Source organism: Halobacillus sp. B29 (assembly GCF_052246755.1).
GTDB lineage: Bacteria > Bacillota > Bacilli > Bacillales > Halobacillaceae > Halobacillus > Halobacillus halophilus.
Genome location: NZ_JBQQCM010000005.1, coordinates 24,904 through 50,527 on the forward strand (window position 1 = coordinate 24,904; position 25,624 = coordinate 50,527).

The following is a 25,624-nucleotide window of genomic DNA, read 5'->3' on the forward strand; positions in this document are numbered from 1 at the left end:
TTTATCCTTTCTTCTGTTGTATTTTTTTATAAGTGTGTGCCTTCATGGATTTCGTGTTTATCCTGATCATTGTAGTCTTTAGCATCTGTTCCAAGATAAATCTCATCACGGTGCTTAATATTCACCCACATATTTCTAAGGAATTGTATTCCGCCGAGCAAGAAACCGATCGGAATGAAAATGTATAAAAAGTAAGAGGGCATTTGAAGCGCTGAAGTAACCCTGCCTGACTCATATACATCGTAAACATAAAGAGCTGAAAAATAAGTAAGTACAAATAATACAATCGCTGTAACCAGCGGTATAAATATGGCTAGAATTTTTCTGACCTTAAAAGGAGCTAGATCATAGAAGGCAGACATGCTGATATGTCTTCCTTTCCGGGCCGCATAACTGATCCCCATAAATGTAGCAACTACAATCGCGATTTGACTAACCTCATCTGCAAAAGGTGGGGTGTAAGTGAAGATCGCTCGGCTTAAAGCCTTGCCTACTACCATTAAGGCAATGATAATGATCGCATAACTGAGAATGAATTCTTCAACTTTAAGTATAAATTTGTCGACGATCTTTAATGGATTCAACTCATTTAGCCTCCTAAATTGGCGATAAGTGAGGTTTTTGAAGCTCACTTACTAAACATCATACCGAACATATGGAGAACACTCAAATTAATTTATACAGATTTTTTTGTATATTTTGTTCAAATTTAATAATGTAATGAATTTGTAATCAAATTTCTTGTATATCATCTTTATTGCTTTCTATAGATAGTATTTTCTCCAAATTTAGCCTTTTTATTTCCATTTACTAGTCAATAAAGTGATATACAATTGAATTACCTATCCATTCATAACCAATTTTTTTATAAATGGAGTTTGATGAATGGTTATCAAGGTCCGTATATAGTGAACAAAACTCGTACCCCTGGTCCAATAACTTCTTTGTAAGTGTCCATACAGCCTGCGTTGCATATCCTCTTCTTTTAAATTCATCGGGTGTAAATACGGCATTAATTGTAGCCCCATTGGGGGTCACGCGAGCTCTGGCAACCATAGAGACAGCCTCTCCATTAACTATCCAAAGGTGCATTCGCCGCGTGCGAATCATTTCCTCTGCAATTTCAGCAGTTCGCTCTTTTATCGTCCCTTCATTGGTTTCTTCTCCGAACCACGTTAACCATTTCTTAACGAGACCAAAGTCAGACTCCTTAGCTTCGATTAGTTCCCCCTCCTTCATATGAATGGGCTGCAATTTATTCAAACGGTAGATTCCCTGGCGCATATGTATGATAGGATTTTTCCCAGTGATGTTGACCCACTCATCAATAAAATGCTGAACCGCTTCCCCTTCCCCAAGAATTCCGGGTACTTCGTATTGATTTTCAAACAAGTAACGAGCTAAACTCTTAATATGGCTGGAAGTAACGGCTGGAATGGACGGTAAAATCCAAAGATGGGGCGGAGTTCTCATCGTCATAAATACTGGACGCCCTTCTTCTTCAATTTTAATTAACAAAGAATCTTTATTTGAAGATGATTCCTGTATCCGCCTTAAAATTCCTAGCGGCAGGTTATTTTCAGCTTCTCTTTGTAGGAGAAGGTCTTGAATAGATAACGTAAATGCCTCTATATTCTGTTCCTGAAAGATTTTCATTTTGCTCCCCGCCTTCTGCTATATTTTTGCTTCTGTATGATAAAATTAGACAAATTAGAAAATTAATACTATTATACTTTCTTGAGAAGTCTTCTACAATAGAAGAAAGGAGAGAGAATACATGAATAAGAAGGAAATTCAAGATCAAATCGCCTTTTTAAAAGCTGATTATATAAGAATCCAAGGAGATTTAGACAAGCTGGAAGCGAACGGAGCTAATGTGGAAAATGCTGAAGCTCAATTAGAACGTATGGAAAAAGAGTTGAAGGATTTGAAGGGGCAGCTGGTTGAAGCTGACGCTTAAACTAAATAGAACTTACCGCATAGGATGGTAAAATAAGAGAAAGGACCGCTCAAACAGCGGTCCTTTCTCTTATTTTTTCTGCTTTTTATTTCCATTTTCTTTTCTCTGTTCTTCAAGTTTCTCTTGTATTTTTTCAAATTCTTTACTAGGAGGAGTTAATGCCACAACTACATCTCCATTTTCAGCCCTATTTTCCACCTCTGGACTAAAGAATTCAATCTTCCCTGAAGGTTTTTTAATAAACAGGATAACCGCTTCGCTATCGATATTATTCAAGTAATTTTCATATTTATACTGTTCCGTTATATTTGTTTTCCGGAATACATAACCACTTTCAACCATGATGTTCAATTCCTCCCAGGAGGCTCCTTCTTTAAAAAGAACTCTTCCCCCAATTGTATGAACAAGATTTTCCAGGTTATCCCCTTCACGATCACTCAAGCTCAGCTGATACAGATTATTTCGACCGAACTCCGGAACAAATGTGGTACATACAAGCGCATTATAGGAATCCAGTTCCGTTGCAGCTATAAGGTACTCATATGGTGTCATATCCAGATAGTACTCCGTTTGTTCCGATAAAATTTCTCCATGATATGATTTTATCCCTGCGGCTCTGGTACGCGACAATCGTTCCCAGGAGGAGTCTGCAATAAGAACGGGAACTTTCAAATCCTCCAGTGTCTTAGCCAAGCCTGTTGCAAATTGACTTCCTCCGGAAATAAGCACTCCAGGCGGTCCTTCCATGGAGAGCCCCAGCTTCTTAGAGAGCCATCCAATCGTAAACCCATGTGCTACAACCGTAGTAAATACAAGGGCAAATGTAAGGGAAATGAGTATTGAAGCATCCTCAAAACCAGATTCCAAAAGGATACTCGCGAAGTAACTGGCTACAGTTAAAGCAACTATGCCTCGCGGAGCTATCCAGCCAACGAGTAATTTTTCTGATTTCGATAGATCGGTCCCCATGGTGGACAGAAAGATGGATAAAGGACGAACAATAAACAGCATGAGTAAAACAAAACCAATAATTTGCACATTAAAGATTTCAACTAAAGTCTCCTGAGTCAGAGAAGCTGTCAACATCACGAATATCGTTGAGATCAGCAGCAAGGAAATATTTTCTTTAAAGTGCCTCATATCCGCTATAGACGAAATATGCATATTAGCCAATGTCATTCCCATTGCTGTGACAGAGAGAAGACCTGTTTCATGAGTGATTTCATCAGCGATGGTAAAACAAGCAATGACAACGGTAAAGACCACAGGTGACTTTAAAAACTCTGGTACATATCCGGTTTCAAACATCCAACCTACTCCCTTGCCGCATGCCCAACCTAAAATCACAGCAAATAGGGAAGCCAAAAAGAATAGAAGAAGTTCAGAAGGGTTGACGTTTGTTCCCATAATAAACTCGATAATTTCAAAGGCAAAAACAGCTAGCAGCGCTCCAATTGGATCGACTATAATACCTTCCCACTTCAGTATCTTAGCAGGTCTGGGCTTTAATTTAGCCTGCCTTAATAAAGGAAGAATAACAGTTGGACCCGTAACAATAAACAGTCCGCCAATCACAAAAGCCACTGCCCATGAAAGCCCGGCGACGTAGTGAGCAGCCAGTGCGCCCAGAATCCAGCTTATAAAAGCTCCAAACGTAACAATACGAAAAACAGGCCGTCCGAGTCCTCGTACTTCTTTCATATCTAAATTTAAGCTGCCTTCAAATAGTATGACGGCAACAGCTAAAGAAATAATGGGTTTAAATAGTTCTCCAAAGTCCTGCTCTGGATTCATTAAACCGAAGACCGGTCCTACTAAGAGACCTACGATCGACATCACCACGATTGCCGGTAGACGAAAACGCCAGGCTATCCACTGTGATCCAACCCCAAGACTTCCGATTAACATAAATTGTAACAATAGTGAATCAATCATTAACGTGTCCCTCATCTCCAGTATGTTTATACACATCGCGTTATGATATAGCCATATTCTATATCCAGATCTTAGTTCTGTAAACTAAATTGGCCTTTTAGAACTCTGCACGATAAACACAATCTTTCATTAGAAAACCTACTGTTTATTATTTAGACCTGCTTACTCCTGGTGTTGATTTTACAGTTTAGCTCCATTTTTTGAAGACTCAGTTTCGAGATAGTTGGGGTCCGTTACGATATTTGGGAGAAGGGCTGGTTGGGAAATAACTCGCTTTCCTATGGGGGAACGGTGAGCTTCCTCGCTCGTTTCACTCCCTGCGGGATCTCACCTAGTTCCTTCTCCCATGGGAGTCTCGCCATTTCCCCACCAACCCCACTATAATGTTGCGAACGGACTCTTCCAGAAGAGGAAAGTTCTTCTCCTTAATCTGCATTAAATCCTTTTATAACAGGCTATTGCGTATCGTTGCTCCCTAAAAAGCTACAAAATTACGCATGGTCTAATTCATCATCAAGCAGGTGATGTTTGAAATGGTTTCGAGCTTCTGATTTGGCAAGGTCTGAAGGGGGACGATGAAGACTCCTGTGGGATGAACATGATCGGTAAGATCCCGGAAGGCGAAGCCCGAGGAAGCTTACCACATGCCCACGGAAAGCGAAATCGTCCCCCGTAGGACCTTCACGTCAAACCAATATCTCGAAACTGAGTCTTCAACTAACCGGTCCGTTAGTTTAATAAACCTCTTATAAAATTACACCAATATTTAGCAGCATCGTTATTTAAATTAAAAGTATTGACATAATTTTTTGACATTGATAGTATTACGGCGTTGTATAAGAATTCGATTATTTGATCTTCCTATACCTTAGTATGATCTCAGGCGCTCATTCTTGGTTAGGAAGGTCTTTTTTACGCACAATATAGAACAGACATCTTAGGAGGACCATATTTATGAGAGCTAGAGATACAGTATTCATTGGCTTTACCCTGTTTGCCTTATTTTTTGGCGCCGGTAATCTTATATACCCTATATCCCTGGGCATTGAAGCAGGCACTTCCTATCTTCCGGCTATAGCAGGCTTTGTACTTACGGGAGTAGGCTTGCCTATTATAACGGTTGCAGCCATTTCATATTTTAGAAATGGCGCTACTGAACTTGCAGGAAGGGTCCACCCTTTATTCGGCCTATTGTTCACCTCCATGGTATATTTAGTAATCGGCCCTTTCTTTGCCATTCCTCGAGCTGCGAACGTTGCTTTTGAGACTGGAGTGGTCCCATTTGTGAGCGGTGGCTCTTTCATGCTACTGATATTCTCTATTCTATTCTTTGCTATTGTGTATTTAGTCAGTCTAAATCCCTCTAAGCTTGTTGATCGAATAGGACAAATCTTAACTCCAGCTTTGTTTCTAGCCATTTTAGGATTGGTTGTAGGGAGCTTCTTCTTATTGGACGGATCGGTTCAGCCTGCTGGAGAAAAGTATTCATCCCAGCCGTTTTTCTCAGGTTTTGTTGAAGGATATTTAACTATGGATGCTATTGCCTCACTTGCATTTGGTCTTATCGTGGTAACATCTTTCCGCGATCGCGGGGTAACAGACCAGAAAGAACTGACTATGCGCACGTTAAAGGCTGGGTTAGTTACGGCTCTCGGTCTTGCTAGTGTATATGTAGGAATCGGATGGATTGGTACAAAAATGGCTACAGAAGGAACATATGACAATGGAAGTGCCATATTATCGGGGGCAGCCGAAATCATGTATGGATCCGCTGGCACGATTCTACTTGGTGTCATTGTAAGCCTTGCCTGCTTTACAACCTGCGTAGGGCTTACCGTTGCCTGCGGTCAATTTTTCTCTAAACGTATAGCGGCGTTATCTTATAAGCAGATAACCCTTATTGTGACATTGATCAGCTTTGGTATTTCCAACATCGGGCTTAGTCAAATCATTTCTTACTCAGTACCGGTTCTTGTATTTGTATATCCTATTACGATTGTGCTTGTAGCTTTAACTTTCGCAGGAGGGTTCTTTAATCACTCCACCTATGTGTACAGAGGGGCTATTATATTTACTTCATTTATTAGCCTTTACGATGGGCTTGCCGCTTTTGGTGCTGATGTTTCTGCTTTTAAGCCTTTGGTCCAGAACCTTCCTCTTTCAGAGCTTAACTTAAGTTGGGTTCTTCCAGCGCTTATTGGAGGTGCAATTGGGGGACTGGTTCACTATGCTAAACGAGACCCTTTACCTTCTAAAAACTATCAAAACTAATGATAAAAATCACCCTTCTTTATTATAGAAGGGTGATTTTTGTGCTTTTATTGATCAACCAGTGTGACACTGACTTTTACATCAAGGTTTTGGCCGCCTCCACGATAGACACCTTGCAGAGGACTTACATCTGCATAGTCCCGGCCGCTTCCTATGCGAATATGCTCTTCCAGCGCTTCCACATTATTTGTAGGATCTAAGCCTACCCAGCCGATTCCCGGTATCATAACTTCTACCCAAGCGTGAGTAGCTGCATCTCCAATTAAGGCTGAGCCTTCACCCACATACAAATATCCACTTACGTAACGAGCCGGGATTCCTTTGTCTCTTAGTACAGCGATCATAACGTGCGCATAATCCTGGCATACCCCTGCCTTTAAAGGCCAAGATTCATATGCTTTGGTATTCACTTGAGTTACTGTGCCATCATAAACAATGGATTGATGAATAAAGGCCATAAGATCAAGGGAGAATTGGATCGGATCGGAAGAATCTCCAACAGCATCTTCGATTTCCTTGATTTGTTCTTTATACATAAACGTGTAAGGTGTTTCATTCAAGAAAGCAAGGTAATGACTGCGAAATAAATCGGAATGAAAAATAGTGCGCATCTCATCAGAGAAGTGTATCATCTTAATGAGAGGACTCTTTTGAATACTGACAGTCGACTGGGTTTTGACAGTCAAATGCTGATGCTTTTCCGGAATAAAGAAGGTTTCTACATTATTTCCCCAATAATCGATATGTTCCTTCATCACCGAATTTGGAATCACTTCTGAACGATAAGTGGATAGTCGCTGACATTCATCCGTTGTGGGTTTTAACCGGATATGATTCATACTTTGATCTACAAAATTCTCATAATAGAACGTGTTAATATGTTCAATTTCATACTTCATAAACTTTCCTCCTGCTAATTCTTACCTATCTCACGTGTACGGGCTCAATCAGATAATATGTTTCAGAGAACATCCGGCTGACAGTAAGACAACGATCCTGAAAATGATCCAGAAAACTCATCAGTTCCTCCATATCCATATGTTCAATATCAGTTTCTTTTATTTCTTCTTGAATGGTTTCAAGCATGTGAAAGAGATCTTTTGAATAATGAGAAATCTTCCCCCCTTCAAGACGTTGAACGGCTTCCATCACGTGATCCATGCAATAGCGAATGGATCTTGGAAACGATCTTTCCTTAATCATAAAGTCAAGTACGTTTCTCGACTCCATTGTAGGCGGATGTTCTTTAATGTAAGCATCATATCCATGCAGGAATTGAAGAGCTGTTAGCCAATAATAATAATTATTCGTTCCATAGCTTGCCTCTTTCCTGTTTTTTTCACAGATGACATTTAAGACACGTGCTGTTTTATCAGCCCGCTCAATCCATTTTCCGACTTTTATGAACGTATAAGGAATTCCCCGGCTCATTGTTGATTCAATAATTCCTTGTGCCGTCATTGAAGTGGTTTTTACCTTTTTCAGGTACTCCTGAGTATGCTGTCTTGTATTTGGCAGCTCCTGCCAATCTTTCTGGGCTAAATGAAATTCATTGAGAACCTCCCATAAATCGTCAGGGATGATATCCCTCGTAGCCCTCGCATTTTCCCTCGCATAATTCATGCTGTTCATGAGGGAATTTAAATTGACTGGACTAATGGTCAAATACTGAATAATAGTTTCCCGGTCAATACGTTCGTAACGATCCATATAATCAAGCTTTGCAGCACAAATATCCAGAACTTCGCCCCAATCACGATCCATAATCTCTTGATCAGAGGCTTCCAGCATGTGGATCAGCTGTACACTAAGTACTCTGGAGTTGTTTTCCGCCCTTTCAATATTACGAGCCATCCAATATAAGGAGTCTGCTACACGACTAAGCATGAGTTTCTCCTCCTTCCGACAAAATCCAAGTGTCTTTTCCTCCGCCGCCCTGTGAAGAGTTCACGACTAACGACCCCTCTTTAAGAGCTACTCTTGATAAACCACCAGGAATGACATGAGTGTAATCACCAGTCATTACAAACACGCGCAAATCTACATGACAAGGATAAAAACGCCCTTCCTGATAAGCAGGAGCCCTTGAGAGTTTGATCGTCGGCTGTGCTATATATTGATGGGGAGTTTCAATAATTTTTCTTCTAAATTCATTTTGTTCTTCCGGTTCTGATTGCGGACCAATTAACATATCATACCCGCCCGAAGCTCCTACATTTTTTATAACTAATTGATCAATGTTTTCAAGAACATATTCTAGTTTTTCAGGGTCACTTAGAAAGTATGTTTCTACATTAGGAATAATAGGTTCTTCGTCTAAGTAAAAACGGATCATATCAGGAACATAGACATAAATAGCCTTATCATCCGCGACGCCATTCCCTATTCCATTCAGGATCGAAACATTTCCTTTTTTATAAGCCCTAAGTAAACCGGAGACCCCTAAAGCTGAATCCGGGCGAAACGCCTCGGGATCAAGGAAATCATCATCAATGCGTCTGTAAATAATATCTACTCTCTTTAAGCCTCGTATGGTCTTCATATAAACAACGTCATCTTTTACAATTAAATCTCTTCCTTCTACAAGCTCAATACCCATTTGCTGCGCCAAAAATACGTGATCATAATAGGCTGAGTTATAAATTCCCGGGGTCAGTAATACTGCCGTAGGGGTAGAATGGGGCTCTGCATTTGGCGGGGTGTGGCTTATAACTGCTTTGTGAAGTTCAGAAACCTGATGTTCAAGGGTTTCAATTGAATGTTCAAAGAATAATTCCGGGTACACTTGTCTCATAACATAGCGATTTTGAAAGACATAGGACATCCCGGAAGGATTTCGCAGGTTATCCTCTAAAACTCGATAATCACCGTTTTCATCTTTGATCAAGTCCACACCTGCAAGAAACACGTGATTATTTAAAGGGACGTTCACTCCCCCGATTTGTTTATTGTAATAATAAGGATTATTTTCAATTAGATCTCTAGGTATTATCCCAGCTTCTATAATTTTTTGATCGTGATAAATATCTTCCAAAAACAGATTGAGGGCCTTTATTCGCTGCTTCATTCCTTCTTCTACCTTATTCCATTGAGGCTCAGGAATAATAATAGGCACAAAATCGAACGGCATCGTTCGTTCCGTACCTCCTGTATGATTATAAACGGTAAATGTAATACCTTGTCTCAAGAAGTTTAACTGAGCCGTTTCATGTTTCTCACGTAGCTCCTTCTCAGAAAAATTCTCCATTAACTGGTAAAAGGATCTATAATGACGTTTAGGATTCCCATTATCCTCCATCATTTCGTCATAAAATGCTCCAGTCTTATAATGATTTAGCAAAAACCTCTCCCCCATTCTGACGATATGTTTACTACTTACCCTAAGTTTACCGCAACTACACAAAAATTGTAAGAAAATTTAAACAAAAAACCGCCTCCCTCTATCATAATAGATAGAGAGAAACGGCCTATACGGCTGAAACTATTCCATAGAAATGACTATTTTTCCTTTAGCGTGATGACTTTCACTGGCCTCGTGTGCTTTTCGAATTCCTTCTTCACTAAGCTTATATCGATTTCCTATGACCGAGGTTAACTGGCCTTCTTCCATCATTTCTGCCAGTTTAGAAAGGCGCTCACCGTTTGGTTCCAGCCAGACAAATCCTGCTTTAACTCCGTGCTGCTTGGCTTTTTCTTCATCTGGGGGCTGAACAATTGATGCTAAACGTCCGCCTTCTTTCAGAATACTGAAGCTTTTCTCCTGATTTTCTCCTCCTAACGTGTCCAGTACGATGTCTATTTCACTGAGCACCTCAGAAAAATCTTCTTGTTTGTAGTTAATAAAACGATCGACACCAAGTTCTTCTACCCAGGCCTGATTTTTGCCACTGGCCGTTGTCGCTACATAAGCACCCATTTGCTTAGCAAGCTGGATAGCGTAATGGCCTACACCACCGGAACCTGCATGTATAAGAACCCAGTCCCCTTCTTCAATCTCGGCAAAGTCCACGAGACACTGCCAGGCTGTCATACCGGCAAGAGGCACTGCTGCCGCTTCCTCAAAAGGGATATTCTCAGGAATGCGGGCAAGTTGTTCTTCATCAATTACCGCGTACTCAGCATAAGTGCCTAATCGCGTAGTAGCTGGACGTGCAAAAACTCGTTCCCCTACTTTAAACTGATCGACACCTTGACCGACTTCCTTAATTACACCGGCTGCATCCCAGCCTAGAATAATTGGAAAATCAAAATCCAGCATCTCTTTCAAATAACCCTCTCTTACTTTCCAATCGATCGGGTTAATTGAAGTTGCTTTCATTTCCACTAAAACCTGACCCGCTTCCGGTTCAGGGGTATCGACTTGTTTCTCTATTAATTGATCTTTACCGCCATATTGTTCAATTACAATAGCTTTCATTAAGTTACACTCCTTATTTATGAAGGGTTACACACCCCTCTGTTTTCCCCTATAATAAATTGTAAAACGTGATAAGATGAGGAAGGGTTCCAGTACTCATAAACACACAATTTTCATAGAATTTAAACCTCTCTATTTTTTTCACATAAAAGGATGATCACAATGATGCAGCAGGCTGAGGAAATTTTACAAAAATACTATGGCTATTCTTCTTTTCGGAAAGGTCAGAAAGAAGCGATCAGTCATGTACTCCACGACCGTAATACATTGGCTGTCATGCCGACAGGCGGAGGTAAATCGTTATGCTATCAAATTCCGGGCTTAAGTCTTGAGGGCACAGCTATTATTATCTCCCCGCTTATTTCCTTAATGAAAGATCAGGTTGATGCTCTGAATTCCTATGGAATTGCCGCAACTTATATTAATAGCTCTCTTTCAGCAGGTGAGCAGAGGCAGCGTCTTCAAGATTTAAGACAAGGGCGTTACAAGTTTGTTTATGTAGCTCCTGAACGATTTGATTCCCCACAGTTTTTGTCAACGATTCAGAGTATTCCCTTATCTCTCATTGCCTTTGATGAAGCCCACTGTATTTCTCAGTGGGGACATGATTTCAGACCCAGTTATCGTTCCATCGTACCCACCCTGTACCAGATCACTAATTTACCTGTTTTAATGGCGCTCACCGCTACGGCTACCCAAGAGGTAATCCGGGATATTAAACAGCTGATTGATGTACCGGATGAATCAATCGTTAATACGGGGTTTGCGAGGGATAACTTATCATTCCGCATTATAAAAGGCCGGGATAAGAGGGATTTTGTAGAAGAATATTTAAAAACCCGCCCTAATGAATCCGGCATTATCTACACCGCTACTAGAAAAGATGCGGACAGTTTACAGCACTACTTATCCAAAAAAGGTTTCTCAGCCGGAAAATATCATGCAGGAATGACAGAAAACCAGAGGAAGCAAGCTCAAGTGGATTTTGTCCAGGATGAAATCACTACAATTATTGCAACCAACGCTTTCGGTATGGGGATTGATAAATCCAACGTGCGGTATGTGATCCATTATTCAATGCCTATGAATATCGAATCCTATTACCAGGAAGCTGGACGTGCGGGACGGGACGGTGAACCTGGTGACTGTGCTCTTTTATTTTCCAGTCAGGATATTAATCTCCAGCGTTTTTTAATTGACCAGTCCCCTTCAGAAGAAAAAAAGAAAGAGGAATATGCCAAGCTTCAGGCTATGATTAACTATTGTCATACCCATACTTGTCTGCAGCAGTATATTCTGGATTATTTCGAAGACCCATTTTCTTCAGAACCTTGTGGTAAATGTTCGAACTGTACACTCGTAGGTGAAGTTCAGGACATGACCCTTGAAGCCCAAATGGTTTTATCCTGCGTTAAAAGAATGGGAGAACGCTTTGGTGCAGGTTTAACTGCTAAAGTACTGAAAGGGTCTTCCGATCAGAAAGTAAAGCAGTTCAAGTTTAACACCCTCTCCACATATGGCATTATGTCCAGCTATACGGAGAAAGAACTGACACGCTTTATTCATTTTCTGACGGCAGAAGGATATCTCACTCCTGGACAAGGTCGTTATCCTGCTCTACAGCTGACAGATGAATCCGTCGCTGTCCTTAAAGGGGATCAACCAGTGGAAATGCTCGTGGAGTCCACTACTGCTAAACACGAAAGCAACTACAATGCAGACTATTTTGAAGAGCTGCGGCAAATTAGGAAATCAATTGCAGATGAAGCTGGACTTCCACCATATGTTATATTTTCTGATGCGACACTTAAAGAATTTACCATTTATTTGCCTGAAAATAAAAACGAGATGTTAGCTATTAAGGGAGTCGGAGAACGAAAGTTTGAGCAATACGGAGAAACGTTTTTGGAGACCATTCGCCCATGGGCAAGGGAAACGGATGCTAAGCCCGTTCCTGACAAAAGCTCTTCTGTCTCCATTAGAAAAAAAGAAGCGAATGATGAACGACCAAGTTATCAGGTTACATTTGAGATGTGGAAAGACGAGAGCAAAGAAATCGGAGAAATTGCAAAAGAACGCGGTTTAAGTTCGCAGACGATAGAAAACCACTTGTTCCGAAGTGCTCATGAGGGGCTGGATCTGAATTGGGATCGCTGGTTTAACGAAGAGCAAGAGAAGAACATTCTTCAAAAACTTGAAGAAATGGAAGAAAGAAAATTAAAGCCATTGAAAGAGGCTTTGCCCGAAGATTATACGTATTCCATGATTAAAGCGGTACTGAGCAAGCATGAACTTATGAAGTAATTCATTTTATTCCACGGAGGGATAGTATGACAAAACCTAAAATAACATTAGAGACGGCAGCAAAGCTCGATCAAAAAGATGTCCTTCATAACTTTAAAAAGGAATTCTACACAGATGATAATCGCTTCTATATGGATGGTAATTCCTTAGGTTTGCTCTCAAAAAGAGCAGAGCAAGCATTAGTTTCTTCTCTTGAAGATTGGAAGACCTATGCGATTGGAGGATGGACAGATGGAAAAGAACCCTGGTTTTATATGTCAGAAAAATTAGGTGCTAAAACTGCTCCACTGCTGGGGGCAAAGCCTGAAGAGGTCATCAGCACTGGTTCTATAACCTCCAACCTTCACCAACTGCTGTCTACATTCTACCGTCCAGAAGGACAGCGAACGAAAATTCTGGCTGACGAACTGAATTTTCCATCTGATATCTATGCTTTAAAAAGTCAACTGGAACTCCACGGGATGGATCCAGATGAACATCTCATTCAAGTAAAGAGTGATAATGGGGCTACGTTGTCAGAAGAGGATATTATCAAGGAAATGAGAAGCGATATTGCTCTCCTTCTCCTCCCTTCCGTTCTTTATCGCAGCGGGCAGCTTCTGGATATTGAAAAGATTACAAAGGCAGCCCATGAGCAAGGAATTATTGTAGGCTTTGATTTAGCCCACTCTATAGGTGCTCTTCCCCATAATCTTGATGATTGGGGCGTTGACTTTGCTGTCTGGTGCACCTATAAATATTTGAACAGCGGGCCGGGTGGTGTTGGAGGTTTGTATGTAAATGAAAAGCACCTGGGAAGTAAACCCGGCCTTGCCGGGTGGTTCAGCTCAAAGAAAGACAAGCAGTTTGACATGGCGCATGACTTAACCCATGCTGAAACAGCAGGTGCCTACCAAATGGGGACGCCGCACATTTTGAGTTCCGCTCCTCTTCTAGGTTCCTTAGATCTCTTTCAAGAGGCCGACATCAAGAATGTACGCTGCAAATCGCTGCAAATGACCCGGTTAATGCTTGACCTGGTTTATCAGGAGCTCGACGGATTAGGCTTTCAGATCATCACCCCATTGGAGGATGAGCGCCGCGGAGGACACATTAGCCTTGTACATTCAGAAGCAGCAAGCATTTGCAAAGCTCTTAAAAAAGAGAATGTCGTCCCCGACTTCAGGGCTCCGGATGTGATTCGGCTTGCTCCTGTAGCACTTTATACTACTTATAAAGAGGTCTATGAAGTAATGATGATCTTAAAGGAAATTATGGTTAACGAAACCTATAAGAAGTACAAAAATGAACGAGATATAATTGCTTAAGGAGGATTTTATGAAACTCATTGATATAACCATGTCACTGCACAACGAAACACCAGCCTGGCCCGGTGATGAACCTTTCCAATATGAACGCACGATGACAATGGAGCAAACGGGTTCAGTTAACATCGGACAATTTAAAGCGAGCAATCACACAGGCACACATGTGGACGCCCCTTTCCACTACGATGAAGATGGACTTAAAATAGCGGACCTACCACCTGAACATTTTATCGGTGATGCACTAGTCGTAAATATGGAAGGGAAAACCATCATTCAAGCAGACGATCTTCGTGCTTTTGAATACACAGGTGTAACGAAGCTTCTATTCCGTACAACAAGCTGGAACAATCGGAACGAATTTCCTGATCATTACACCGTTATAAGCAGCGATGCAGCTGAATTTTTACATTCTCAAGGTATCGATCTCATTGGAATAGATACACCATCGGTGGACCCTGTAGAGAGTAAAGACCTTGCGGCTCATCACACCTTATATAAGCATGACATTTTGATTTTAGAAGGTTTGGAACTCGATCATGCAGCACCAGGTGTTTATGAATTAATGGCTTTTCCTTTAAAAATGGAAGAAGCTGATGGCAGCCCAGTACGAGCAATCTTACGGCAAAAATAAAACTCGAGCGCATATGAAGACCATATGCGCTCGAGTTTTTCTTATTTTTTCAATAAATTTTGTTCTTTTGCCATTTGCTTAGCCACTTTAGGTGCCAGCCAAATCATTGGCAGTAAGAGAAGCGAAACTGGAACAGCTGTCACAACGATAAAGTTCTGAAGCTGTGTGATTCCGCTATCCCCTGTAATCAGAAGAATAACAGCTACTGAGCCCATTAATACAGCCCAGAATATACGAACCCAGCTTTGTGGATTGCCTTCACCGGTTACGGCCATAGCAATCGTGTAAGACATGGAGTCACTCGTCGTAACAACAAATAGAATCGTTAAGATTAGAAACAGCGGTGAAATTACGCTGGCAAGCGGAAACTGTTCTGTGATGGCGAACATAGCTGCCGGGTTCCCTGCTGCACTAAGAGCGTCCGATACAGAGCCGGGATTATTTAGTTCAAAGAATATTCCGGAACCGCCTAATACGGTGAACCAGAATGTTGAAATGACTGGTGCAAATACGGAAACCGCAATAATAATATCACGAATTGTCCGGCCTCTTGATATGCGGCTAACAAGAATAGCCATCATTGGTCCGTACCCAATAAACCAGCCCCAGAAGAAAACTGTCCATCCGGATAACCATCCTGTGTCCCCGCGGAAGGTACTCATCGGAATAAACTGATCAATATAAGTTCCGAAACCTGAGATAAAGTGATTAAAGATAAATCCTCCAGGTCCAAAGATCACGATAAACACCATTAAACCAATCGCTAATCGAACATTAAAGCTACTTAGATACTGAATCCCTTTATAAAGCCCTGTTACTGCAGAAATGGTAGAGATTATTACCACAGCAAAAATAATAGTGAACTGAGTGCTGAACTGATTAGGAATACCGAATATTTCCTGTAGTCCATAACTTGCCTGAAGACCAAGAAAACCTATTGGTCCAATGGTACCTGCGGCCACAGCAATAACCGAGAACGCATCAATTAATGTTCCGAACCAGCTATGGCGGATCTTTTCACCAAAAATCGGATACAAGAGAGTACGTGGTTTCATCGGCATGCCTTTATGATAATGACCATACATCATGACAACGGCACTTATTGTACCGAGGATTGCCCACGCCAAGAAGCCCCAATGCATAAAGCTTTGAGCAAGCGCAGGGTTAATAGCTGCCTGCGTTCCCGCTTCAACTCCTGACTGATAAGGTGGAACGGTGAGGAAGTGATACATAGGTTCAGCAGCTGCCCAGAATACTCCTCCGCCAGCAAGAAGGGTTGCCATAATAATGGACAACCACTTGTAAAGACCAATTTCCGGCTTATCCATATTCCCCATTTTGATATTTCCATATTTAGAGAAACCTAACCCAATACCCACGAAGAACGTTGCAAGCATAAGCACCTGCCAAAACGCTCCGAAATATTTCGCTGACCAGGCAAAGCTTTCGTTAACAATTGTTTCTATTAAATTAATATCAATAAGTGCTACAACCACAAAGAGTACTAAAATTCCTCCACTGATTCCGAAGACCGGCCAATCAATTTGACCTGTTTGTTTGTTATTCATTGATGAACTCCTTTATAGTATGATGGATGCTTTTAAACACAATTAAATACTCTAACACTATCCTTATTATGGTGTAAAGTTTAAACTTTTAGCCGTATGATTGTTTGGGTGGAGTTCTAAACACAAGTTGACCACGACAGTGTTGTCGTGGTCAATGCTTATTCTGCTTCATCGTACTCTATATTTTTGTCCTTATGACGCTTTTGACATTCTTTACAAAGCTTAACTTCGGCTTCTTTCTTCGAAGTTAATAATTTACCACAATTACTGCATTTCCCAAACTCATTAGGGTTTGCCTGGAAACCTGGAAGTTCGTTTTCTGGTCCTGGCATTCTCACCACTCCTCTCAGTACATTTGTATATATTTTTTCATTCCCATAATTCACTTTCTTCAATCATCTTGTAAGTTCCTTAGCTGCCATTAACCCGGAAAGGGTTACTCCAAGGGTCCCAGCACCTGGGAAAACGGTATCTCCACATTGGTAAATACCTTTAATCCCTGTACGAATGGAATAGCTTCGGATCCAACTGTACTTACCGGTAGGTGCATATCCCCCTACTTTCCCTTGATCTCTGCGCAGCCACTTCTGAAAAGTAACTGGTGAACCGGGTAAAACAAGATCCAGACGATCTTCAAATCCAGGAAAATAATGATTTACTGTATCTATCAATCGTTGACTCATCTGCTTTTTTACAGCCTCATAATCTTCACTCTCCCACCACTGAGATACGTTTGTATGGGTAGAAATTGTCAATGAGCGCATACCTGCAGGCGCCATTTGATCATCAGAGGGATCTGAAAGGGATAGTAAGAACTGCCCTCCATCATGCAAATCATCAGGATGATTCGGATCGATAAATTGGTGGTAAAGTACATCGGTATGATTAAAAACGTCTTCGTGAACGCCCGCATGAATAATGAATGCTCCCCAAGCTTCTCTTGACTTTTCTTTTTCCGGCTTAATATAGGATTGGTTTCTTAATTCTTCTGACAATGTATCATGTAAATTGTGAACAGAATTATTTAAAATGACATAATCTGATTCAAACACCTTGCTTCGCTTAGAATGCAAATGATAGCCTGAACCCTTCTTTTCCACTACATGGACGGGGTGGCGTAAAAACACCTCATTCCCACTCTCCTTAATATACTTCGATAATTGTTCAGCTACAGAAGCCAATCCTCCGTGCACAGCAAATGCTCCTTTATGGAACGTTTGCAAAGCCGTAAATCCCAGAAAAGCTGGACACCTTTCTACACTTGTTTGTACACTGTCCATTAATTCTCCATTTAAAAAGATCTTAAACAGTCGATTTTGGTGAAGATTATATTTTTTCAATCGATCATAGACGGTCTGGTTCATGTAAGGAAGTAATTGAATGGAGTTGCGACTGATCATGGGAGTTAATCGGATCCAGTCACTCAAGGTTTTCGGTGGAAAAACAGGAAGCTTCTCAACCATAGCATCTACCATTTCTCCCACTCTAAAAACTTCCTCATAGAAAGCTTGAATCCTGGAGGCATCCTCAGGAAAATGATGTTCAATTTCGTTATACCATTGTTCTTTCTTACTATAATAATGGATAGTTCGATCAGGCATATGGATATCCATGATTGGGTTCAATAATGTCATGGAAGGTTTATCCAAACCAAGAGATGTATACAGACGGTCGAAAACACCACCTGGCTCAAAACCCATCCCCACAGTTGCTCCTGACTGAAATCGATAACCCTGGCGCTCATATTTGCCTGCACTGCCGCCTAACTCATTAGATGCTTCCAGTACAGCTACACTCATTCCTTTTCGAGTCAACTCTGCTGCTGCTGCGAGTCCTCCAAAACCTGCCCCTACTATACATACATCATACTTCATTGGCATCGCCTTCCTTTGGTTTACTCTTTCCCTCTCTTTATTCATTTTAAATGAGTATGAGCCTATTGAAGATTCATCGGGATTCTACCTTCCAGAAAAGAGGTATTTATTTACCTTCTCCTCTCACAAAACTTATAAAAAGCCCCCAAGTCATAAAAATAATCAAGTTATTTCGCTATAGGGCCGGATTGTTGAAGACTCACTTTCGAGATATCGGATTAGTTTAAAGGTCCTGCGGGGGATGATTCGCTTTCCGCGGGCATGTGCTGAGCCTCCTCGAGCTAACGCTCTCCGGGGTCTCACCGATCATGTTCATCCCGCAGGAGTCTTCATCATCCCCCTCCGGACCTGGCCAAATCAGATGCTCGAAATCACATCAAACATACCTGCTTGATGTGGAATTAAGACGTATGGTTTTACACCTGTTTTCAGGATGTAACGATGCACGATAGCCTGTTATAAAAGCATTTCATGCAGATTAAGGAGAAGAACTTTCCTCTTCTGGAAAGGTCCGTTCACTAGATATCGTTGGGGTGGCGGAGGAAACGACGAGACTCCCAATTTGAAAGCGGAAGCACCTTGGTCAGCGGCGTATGGACTGGACTGAGCTGGCGGAGATAAAGAAAACACGAAGAGCGGAGCGATTCGATGTTGCCTTATCGTACAGAAGCGAGGGAAGTCTCACTAGACGCTAGGTGCTGGAGCTGGATAGCTCTCCATGCCGTTTAGGAATTAGGTTATGAATCCATCTATCATGAGTGTAAGAACGGGAGAAGGAGCTAGGTGAGACCCCACAAGGAGTGTTAACGACTAAGGAGGCTTGCCAGTTCCCCCGCAGGAAAGCGAGTTGTTTCCGTAGCCGCCATCATCTAATGTTTGCAACGGACCCGAATTATCTCGAAACTGAGTCTTACAGAAAAGGGAGCTTATCTTTAAGATCAGCACAATCTAACGAAGCTATTTTCACCGTACTCATTTAAAAAAGACGACCTGGCTATTTTACCGGTCGTCTTTTCTGCTTCTTCTTATTCGAATGAAATTGCCCAGCTGCCTTGGCGCATGACAGCTTCTTTTGTTCCGTCTTCCATAATTCCATCAATATCCAATTTGTCGGACCCCATCATAAAATCAACATGAGACAAACTGTGGTTAATACCGTTTTGATCAAGTTCCTCTTCACTCATATCAGAGCCGCCTGTCATATTGTTAGGATAGGCTTTTCCAAGTGCTAAGTGGCAGGAAGCATTTTCATCGTACAAAGTATTGTAGAATATTAATCCAGACTGAGAAATGGGTGACTCATGCGGTACAAGTGCCAATTCTCCCAGACGACGAGAACCTTCATCTGTATCAAGCAAATGCTTTAATGTCTCTTCTCCTTCTTCAGCAGAAAAGTCAGTTACTTTCCCCTCTTTAAAAGTAAGAGTAAAACCATCGATTACGTTCCCTCCGTAGTTCAAAGGCTTCGTACATGTTACTTTACCATCTACTCCGTACTTATGAGGAGCGGTGAACACTTCCTCTGTCGGCATATTTGGATTGAATTGAATCTTTTCCTTCTCTGTCGTTGCAGGACCGCCTTTCCAAATATGTCCTTTTGGAAGAGCTACCTCTAAATCGGTGCCAGGTGCCTTATAAACCAGCTTGCTGTATTGTTTTTTATTCAAATATTCTCGGGCCTTAATCAAGGTTTTATTGTGTTCTTCCCACGCAGCTATCGGATCTTTCTGGTCGACGCGGACAATACTGAAGATCTGCTCCCACAGTTTATCCTGAGCCGTTTCTTCGCTTTCTCCCGGGAAAATCTTTTGGGCCCAAGCCGGAATAGGGATGCTTACAATTGACCACTGGAGGCGGTCATTCATCGTGTAATTTCTGAACGTCGACATTGCTTCTGACCTTGCCTTATTAGCAGCTGCCACCTTGCCTGCATCGATACCTTTTAGTAGATCAGGGTCAGTAGAACGGATGGAAAGGATTGCAGCCCCTTGTTCAGCAAAGTAAGTGAACTTTTGCTGCTGCCATTCTGGAACTTCAGATAATGTCTCTTGTGACGCATACTCATATTTCATTCGCGTGAGTTCATCGTCACTCCAATTAATATGTACATCCTCAGCCCCCATCTCGAAAGCCTTCTTTGCGACGACACGAGTAAATTCAGCACCTTCAATGGTAGAGTTGATCATCAATTTTTGTTGTTCTTGTAAATTGACTCCTGTTCTTAAAGCCAGTTCTGCATATTTTTCCAGTTTATCTTGACTTGGCATTCTCATTTTGTACTTCCTCCTTGTCGAATTATTGTATCCGTATTCATTATTCCATATTTACATTCTCATGTCACAATAAGAGACCCGAGATGTTCCGGGTCTCTTAGTATTATCCATCACTTTCGATTTCTTCCACAATTAATGAAAGTTCTTCCCAACGTTCCATCTTCGCTTCTAATTCGTTTTCGAGTTCTTCTTGCTTTTTATACAGCCCTTGTACCTTATCGAAGTCACTCGCCGCAGCTGAAATTTCTTCTTCCGTTTCCTCAAGTTGAGTTTCTAAAGTGGCAATTTCATCTTCAATGGTTTCCCATTCTTGTTTTTCACGATAGGTAAGTTTACGTTTTCTGTTGGATCTTCTGGTTGCTTCCTGGGCAGAAGAGTTTTTTCTTTTACTATCCTCTTCCTTCGCTTCTTTTCGGCGCTGCTCTAAATACTCTGAGTAGTTTCCATAAAAACGCCGGATTTTTTCCTCTTCAAATGCAACGATCTTGTCAATCGTCCGGTCGAGAAAGTAGCGATCGTGAGAAACCGTAATAACGACCCCTGGAAATTGGTCCAGATAATCTTCCAACACACTAAGCGTTTCTGTATCTAAGTCGTTCGTAGGCTCATCTAAAAACAATACATTTGGTTCACTCATGAGTACGCGAAGCAGGTAAAGCCTGCGGCGCTCTCCACCTGATAGGCGTTTAATATACGTCCATTGCTGAGGTCTCGGGAATAAAAAGCGTTCGAGCATCTGCTCCGCAGATACTTCGTCACCATCAGCCGTAGTAATGACTTCAGCCACTTCTTTAATATATTCGATAACTTTAAGGGATTCGTCCAGTTCTTCGTGGTCTTGGGTATAATAACCAATCTTAACAGTCGAACCAACCTTTACCTCGCCAGCATCCGGCTTAATTTTTTCTGCCATAATATTTAAAAGTGTTGTTTTCCCAGAACCATTCGCTCCAATAATTCCTAAACGTTCACCTGGTACGACGAGATAATTTAAGTTCTCAACAATTTGGTGGGACCCAAAGGCCAGGGATACATCATCTAATTCAATAACTTGATTTCCTAGTCTTGTCGAACCGATGGCCATGTCCACCTGCTCTTTATGCGTATCAAACGTCTCATCCTTCATTGCTTCTACGCGCTGTTTCCTAGCCTTCTGTTTGGTCGTACGGGCTTTCACACCACTTTTCAGCCAGGCTAACTCTCTTTTTAGTGTATTACGGTGCTTTTGTTCAGCCTGGCGTTCCCATTCTTCACGTTCTGCTTTTTTTTCTAAGAAAGTTTCGTAGTTTCCTTCATAAATATATAAACTCCCTTTATCCAGTTCATAAATTAAGTTGGTTACTCGATTTAAGAAATATCTATCATGAGTAATGACTATCAACGCGCCTTTATAAGAGGCCAAGTATTCCTCCAGCCATTCAATGGTTTCATTGTCTAAATGGTTGGTAGGTTCATCAAGAAGCAGCAAATCGGCTGGCTGAATTAGTGCTTTCGCGATAGCTACTCGCTTTTTCTGGCCACCTGACAAATCTTTTACCTGTTTTTGGTATGACTCAATTCCAAGCTTTGAGAGCACCGTCTTAGCCACAGTATTGGCTTCCCAGGCATTTTTCTCCTCCATCTTTTGCTGCAGGTCCAACATTCGCTGCTGCACATCCGGGTCTTCTGGATTTTCAGACAGCTCAAGCATCACCTGTTCATACTTTCTCATCACTCTCATTATCTCTGAATCACCGTAATAGATCTGTTCCAGCACAGTTTTATCCTCTACCAAGTCCGGTTCTTGAGGTAAATATTCAACCGTAAAGTCTTTAGCATGATCGATTTGCCCACTGTCCGCTGTTTCCAGTTTTGCTAAAATTTTTAGCAAAGTCGACTTGCCTGTACCATTTACACCAATAAGCCCAATTCGCTGCTGATTGGTTATGGTAAACGATATATCTTCAAATAAATCCTTATCTCCGAAACTTTTGCTCATATGATCAATTGATAAAATACTCATCACGCTCATCCTTTTTCACACGAATCTTTTCCCATCATATCACATGAGCTCAGCTGAGTGCTGAGTGAAGCTCATATATGTAGCGACCTTCCTTGTACGGATCTAAAAACCCCAGGACTTTAAAAGTCCTGGGGCAATCCTTACCTTTGTTGAGCTTGTCTCTCCGTTTCCTCTGCTTCAATCGGCTGGTCCCGTCTCCAATACTCCATTCCTTCAACATCCGGAAGGTGATCCTGATAGAAGACCGGATCGTTCCCTGCCACACGCTGCTTCCTGTAATCCTTTAGCGCATCGTAAGCCACGGAGGATAATCGGAAAATGGCATAAAGGTTAATTAAAGCCATAATCCCCATTGTTAAATCTGCAAGCGACCAGACAAGAGCAAATTCTGCAACCGCGCCAAACATTACCATGAACAGTACAGCGATACGATAGATGAAAATATTAGATGAACTGGATTTAATGAACTCAATATTTGTTTCACCATAATAATAATTTCCAATGATAGAACTGAAAGCAAATAAGAATATAGCGACCGCAATAAAGATCGAAGCCCATGTCCCTAACTCAGATTCAAAGGCCGACTGAGTGAGTTGAATGCCATCAAGGTCAGTACCTACATAATCACCTGCAAAGAGAATAATTACAGCAGTAGCGCTACAGATAAGTAAGGTATCTGTAAATACGCCAAGGGTTTGAATTAATCCTTGTTTAACTGGGTGTGTCACTTCTGATGTAGCAGCAGCGTTAGGAGCACTCCCCATTCCAGCTTCGTTGGAAAACAGCCCCCGCTTAATACCTATTAAAATCATACCGCCGAAGGTACCGCCGGCTATCTCTCTAAACCCAAAGGCTCCTTGAAAGATTTGACCGATCATAGTTGGAACTTCACCAAAATTAATGAAAAGCACATAAGCAGCCAGAATAATATAGAAGATTGCCATAATCGGAATAATGTACTGAGTAACCTGTGCAATGCGTTTTAAGCCTCCGAAAATAATTAAGGCCACAATCAAAGTTAAAATTCCGCCCATCACCCATTTTTGAATATCAAATGACCTTTCAAAAGCAAGCCTGATCGTATTCGACTGAACAGAACTAAATACCAGCCCATAAGTAAATGTAATTGTAATAGCAAAAAGAATACCAAGCTTACGGTTCTTGAGCCCTTTTTCCATATAATAAGCCGGACCGCCCCGATATTGATCTTTATCAGGAACCTTATAAATTTGCGCCAATGTACTCTCAATAAAAGCCGATGCTCCACCGAGTATCGCAACAAGCCACATCCAAAACACAGCGCCTGGTCCACCAACCGTGATTGCAGCAGCTACACCAGCTAAGTTACCTGTTCCCACCCTGGAAGCCGTACTAATAGCAAATGCCTGGAATGGGGATGTACCTTTTTTCCCATCTGTCGAAATTGAACGCTTGTCGAACAGAACCTTAATCATTTCAGGAATGTAGCGGAACTGCACAAAATTAAGTTTAATCGAAAACCATAACCCACAACCTAGCAGGGTAGCCACAAGTATGTAACCCCACATGTAAGTATTTAAGGTTTCAAGTAAAGCACCCAAGCTTCTCCACCTCCGAATTTTATTCAAATAATTGCCAATTATGGAACATTTCCCAATATAATGCAGAATTAAACCGCTTTCTAATTAAAAACACCTTTATTAATCTACCAATAAACCTACTTAGACTCAAATGAAATATTTTTACAAATATAGAAACGTCATCTTACATAATAGGAAGTAAATTTGGAAAAAAGGAAGTGGGAGATTTTACAGTTAAGACAAAATACCAAAGTTTTTATCTTTCTATTGACTTGAGGTTTATTTTCATTACAATAGTAAATGGGATTGAAAATCATTTTCAATAAGGAAAAACAATAGTATACATATGAGGTGAAGGAAATGAAAAACAAATGGTTTTTAGTAAGCATTATGCTGATTGTATCCATCTTTGCTTTAGCTGCATGCGGCAGCGGTAACGATGAAGGCTCTTCCAATGAAAATGAAGGTACTGAAGAAAGCTCTTCTGATGAAGGTTCCTCCGAAGAGAACGCTTCTCAAGAATCAGGCGGCGAAGTAAATCTATACACGGGCCGTCATTACGAAACTGATCAGGAGCTATATGATACATTTACAGAACAAACTGGTATTAAAGTTAATGTAATTAAAGGCGACGATGATGAACTGATTGCACGTCTTGATCGTGAAGGAAAGGCTTCTGAAGCTGACTTGTTAATGACTGCTGATGCAGGACGTTTATATAGAGCAAAATCTCAGGATCTCCTGCAAGAGGTCAACAGTGATGTTCTAAATGAGAATATTCCTGAGAAACTTCGTGATCAAGAAGGTCAATGGTTCGGACTTACAAAAAGAGCAAGAGTTATTGCTTACCATAAAGAGCGTGTAAATGAGGAAGATATTCAAACTTACATGGATCTTACAAAAGATCAATTCCAGGATAAAGTGCTGATTCGCTCTTCTTCTAACATTTATAATCAGTCTCTTCTTGCTTCTATGATTGCTTTAGAAGGAGAAGAGAAAGCAAAAGAATGGGCACAGGGAATCGTTGATAACATGGCACGCGAACCAAAAGGCGGTGACCGTGACCAAGCTAAAGCTGTTGCAGCAGGCGAAGGTGACGTAGCCGTTATGAACACGTACTACCTTGGAAAACTTCTGAACTCTGAAGATCCAGAAGAAGTGAAAGTTGGAGAACAGCTTGGCGTTATCTTCCCTAACCAGGATTCAACAGGGACTCACGTTAATATCAGTGGAATCGGGATGACAGCCAGCAGTAAAAATAAAGAAAATGCGCAGAAATTCTTGGAATTTCTGACGACAGAAGAAGCACAGAAACAATTCGCAGAAGCTAACTATGAATATCCTGTGAACCCAGATGTAGAGCCATCTGAGCTTCTTAAGAGCTGGGGAGAATTTAAAGAGCAGGACATTAATCTTTCTAAGCTTGGAGAAAACAACGATAAAGCAGTTAAAATTATGAACGAAGTAGGCTGGAAGTAATACTAATGCGCAAGTGCCGTACTCTTAGAGTACGGCACTTGGTA

19 protein-coding genes are annotated in these 25,624 nt (G+C 41.3%); 6 read left to right on the plus strand and 13 right to left on the minus strand.

Annotated elements, in window-relative coordinates; all coding sequences use genetic code 11:
* Positions 1–26: 26 nt before the first annotated feature.
* The gene (locus ACTWP7_RS08040) at positions 27–584 is read right to left on the minus strand and encodes a TRAP transporter small permease (RefSeq protein ID WP_443122742.1); all 558 of its coding nucleotides are present in this window, start codon (positions 582–584) and stop codon (positions 27–29) included.
* Between the two features lie 226 nt (positions 585–810).
* The gene (locus ACTWP7_RS08045) at positions 811–1,656 is read right to left on the minus strand and encodes a GNAT family N-acetyltransferase (protein ID WP_443122743.1); all 846 of its coding nucleotides are present in this window, start codon (positions 1,654–1,656) and stop codon (positions 811–813) included.
* Positions 1,657–1,777: 121 nt separating this feature from the next.
* Between ACTWP7_RS08045 and ACTWP7_RS08050 the strand changes: the two genes are divergently transcribed.
* Positions 1,778–1,960 (plus strand): SE1832 family protein, encoded by a 183-nt coding sequence (locus ACTWP7_RS08050; protein WP_443122744.1) that lies wholly within the window; start codon positions 1,778–1,780, stop codon positions 1,958–1,960.
* 69 nt (positions 1,961–2,029) lie between these two features.
* On the opposite strand, the gene ACTWP7_RS08055 is transcribed toward ACTWP7_RS08050, so the two are convergent.
* The gene (locus ACTWP7_RS08055) at positions 2,030–3,895 is read right to left on the minus strand and encodes a cation:proton antiporter (RefSeq protein WP_443122745.1); all 1,866 of its coding nucleotides are present in this window, start codon (positions 3,893–3,895) and stop codon (positions 2,030–2,032) included.
* A gap of 954 nt (positions 3,896–4,849) precedes the next feature.
* On the opposite strand from ACTWP7_RS08055, the gene brnQ reads away from it, so the two are divergent.
* Positions 4,850–6,166, plus strand: a complete 1,317-nt coding sequence (brnQ, locus tag ACTWP7_RS08060; RefSeq protein WP_443122746.1) for a branched-chain amino acid transport system II carrier protein — start codon at positions 4,850–4,852, stop codon at positions 6,164–6,166.
* A 47-nt stretch (positions 6,167–6,213) separates the two neighbouring features.
* Here the strand turns inward: brnQ and ACTWP7_RS08065 are convergent, their stop codons facing one another.
* The 4 genes from ACTWP7_RS08065 to ACTWP7_RS08080 all read right to left on the minus strand — a co-directional run bounded on the left by ACTWP7_RS08065 (position 6,214) and on the right by ACTWP7_RS08080 (position 10,583).
* Positions 6,214–7,065, minus strand: a complete 852-nt coding sequence (locus tag ACTWP7_RS08065; RefSeq protein WP_443122747.1) for a transglutaminase family protein — start codon at positions 7,063–7,065, stop codon at positions 6,214–6,216.
* Between the two features lie 25 nt (positions 7,066–7,090).
* Positions 7,091–8,053: an alpha-E domain-containing protein gene (locus ACTWP7_RS08070; protein ID WP_443122748.1), complete on the minus strand. Its 963-nt coding sequence runs from the start codon at positions 8,051–8,053 to the stop codon at positions 7,091–7,093.
* The gene (locus ACTWP7_RS08075; RefSeq protein WP_443122749.1) at positions 8,046–9,506 is read right to left on the minus strand and encodes a circularly permuted type 2 ATP-grasp protein; all 1,461 of its coding nucleotides are present in this window, start codon (positions 9,504–9,506) and stop codon (positions 8,046–8,048) included. Before ACTWP7_RS08075 ends, ACTWP7_RS08070 begins: the two co-directional genes overlap by 8 nt.
* A 141-nt stretch (positions 9,507–9,647) precedes the next feature.
* Entirely contained in the window at positions 9,648–10,583 is a 936-nt protein-coding gene (locus ACTWP7_RS08080; protein WP_443122750.1) for an NADP-dependent oxidoreductase, read from the minus strand.
* Between the two features lie 162 nt (positions 10,584–10,745).
* Between ACTWP7_RS08080 and recQ the strand changes: the two genes are divergently transcribed.
* Genes recQ through kynB form a run of 3 tightly spaced genes read left to right on the plus strand, consistent with a single transcriptional unit; the run spans position 10,746 to position 14,825 of the window.
* Entirely contained in the window at positions 10,746–12,887 is a 2,142-nt protein-coding gene (recQ, locus tag ACTWP7_RS08085; RefSeq protein ID WP_443122751.1) for a DNA helicase RecQ, read from the plus strand.
* Between the two features lie 26 nt (positions 12,888–12,913).
* Positions 12,914–14,194 (plus strand): kynureninase, encoded by a 1,281-nt coding sequence (gene kynU, locus ACTWP7_RS08090; RefSeq protein WP_443122752.1) that lies wholly within the window; start codon positions 12,914–12,916, stop codon positions 14,192–14,194.
* Positions 14,195–14,204: 10 nt separating this feature from the next.
* On the plus strand, positions 14,205–14,825 hold the full coding sequence (kynB, locus tag ACTWP7_RS08095; protein WP_443122753.1) for an arylformamidase: 621 nt from the start codon (positions 14,205–14,207) through the stop codon (positions 14,823–14,825).
* Positions 14,826–14,866: 41 nt separating this feature from the next.
* On the opposite strand, the gene ACTWP7_RS08100 is transcribed toward kynB, so the two are convergent.
* From ACTWP7_RS08100 to ACTWP7_RS08125, 6 genes are all read right to left on the minus strand, one after another.
* Positions 14,867–16,393: a BCCT family transporter gene (locus ACTWP7_RS08100; RefSeq protein WP_443122754.1), complete on the minus strand. Its 1,527-nt coding sequence runs from the start codon at positions 16,391–16,393 to the stop codon at positions 14,867–14,869.
* 158 nt (positions 16,394–16,551) lie between these two features.
* Positions 16,552–16,725: a hypothetical protein gene (locus tag ACTWP7_RS08105; protein WP_173380438.1), complete on the minus strand. Its 174-nt coding sequence runs from the start codon at positions 16,723–16,725 to the stop codon at positions 16,552–16,554.
* A gap of 63 nt (positions 16,726–16,788) precedes the next feature.
* Positions 16,789–18,273 carry a phytoene desaturase family protein gene (locus tag ACTWP7_RS08110; RefSeq protein WP_443122755.1) on the minus strand — a complete coding sequence of 495 codons (1,485 nt, stop codon included), beginning with the start codon at positions 18,271–18,273 and terminating at the stop codon, positions 16,789–16,791.
* Between the two features lie 1,019 nt (positions 18,274–19,292).
* Positions 19,293–20,540 (minus strand): aminopeptidase, encoded by a 1,248-nt coding sequence (locus ACTWP7_RS08115; protein ID WP_443122756.1) that lies wholly within the window; start codon positions 20,538–20,540, stop codon positions 19,293–19,295.
* Between the two features lie 103 nt (positions 20,541–20,643).
* Complete coding sequence (locus ACTWP7_RS08120) at positions 20,644–22,542, minus strand: ABC-F family ATP-binding cassette domain-containing protein (protein WP_443122757.1); 1,899 nt, start codon at positions 22,540–22,542, stop codon at positions 20,644–20,646.
* A 140-nt stretch (positions 22,543–22,682) separates the two neighbouring features.
* A complete protein-coding gene (locus ACTWP7_RS08125) occupies positions 22,683–24,089 on the minus strand; it encodes an alanine/glycine:cation symporter family protein (protein WP_443122909.1) in 1,407 nt (468 codons plus the stop codon).
* Between the two features lie 372 nt (positions 24,090–24,461).
* Here ACTWP7_RS08125 and ACTWP7_RS08130 point away from each other — a divergent pair, with 372 nt between their 5' ends.
* On the plus strand, positions 24,462–25,580 hold the full coding sequence (locus ACTWP7_RS08130) for a Fe(3+) ABC transporter substrate-binding protein (RefSeq protein ID WP_443122758.1): 1,119 nt from the start codon (positions 24,462–24,464) through the stop codon (positions 25,578–25,580).
* Positions 25,581–25,624: the final 44 nt, after the last annotated feature.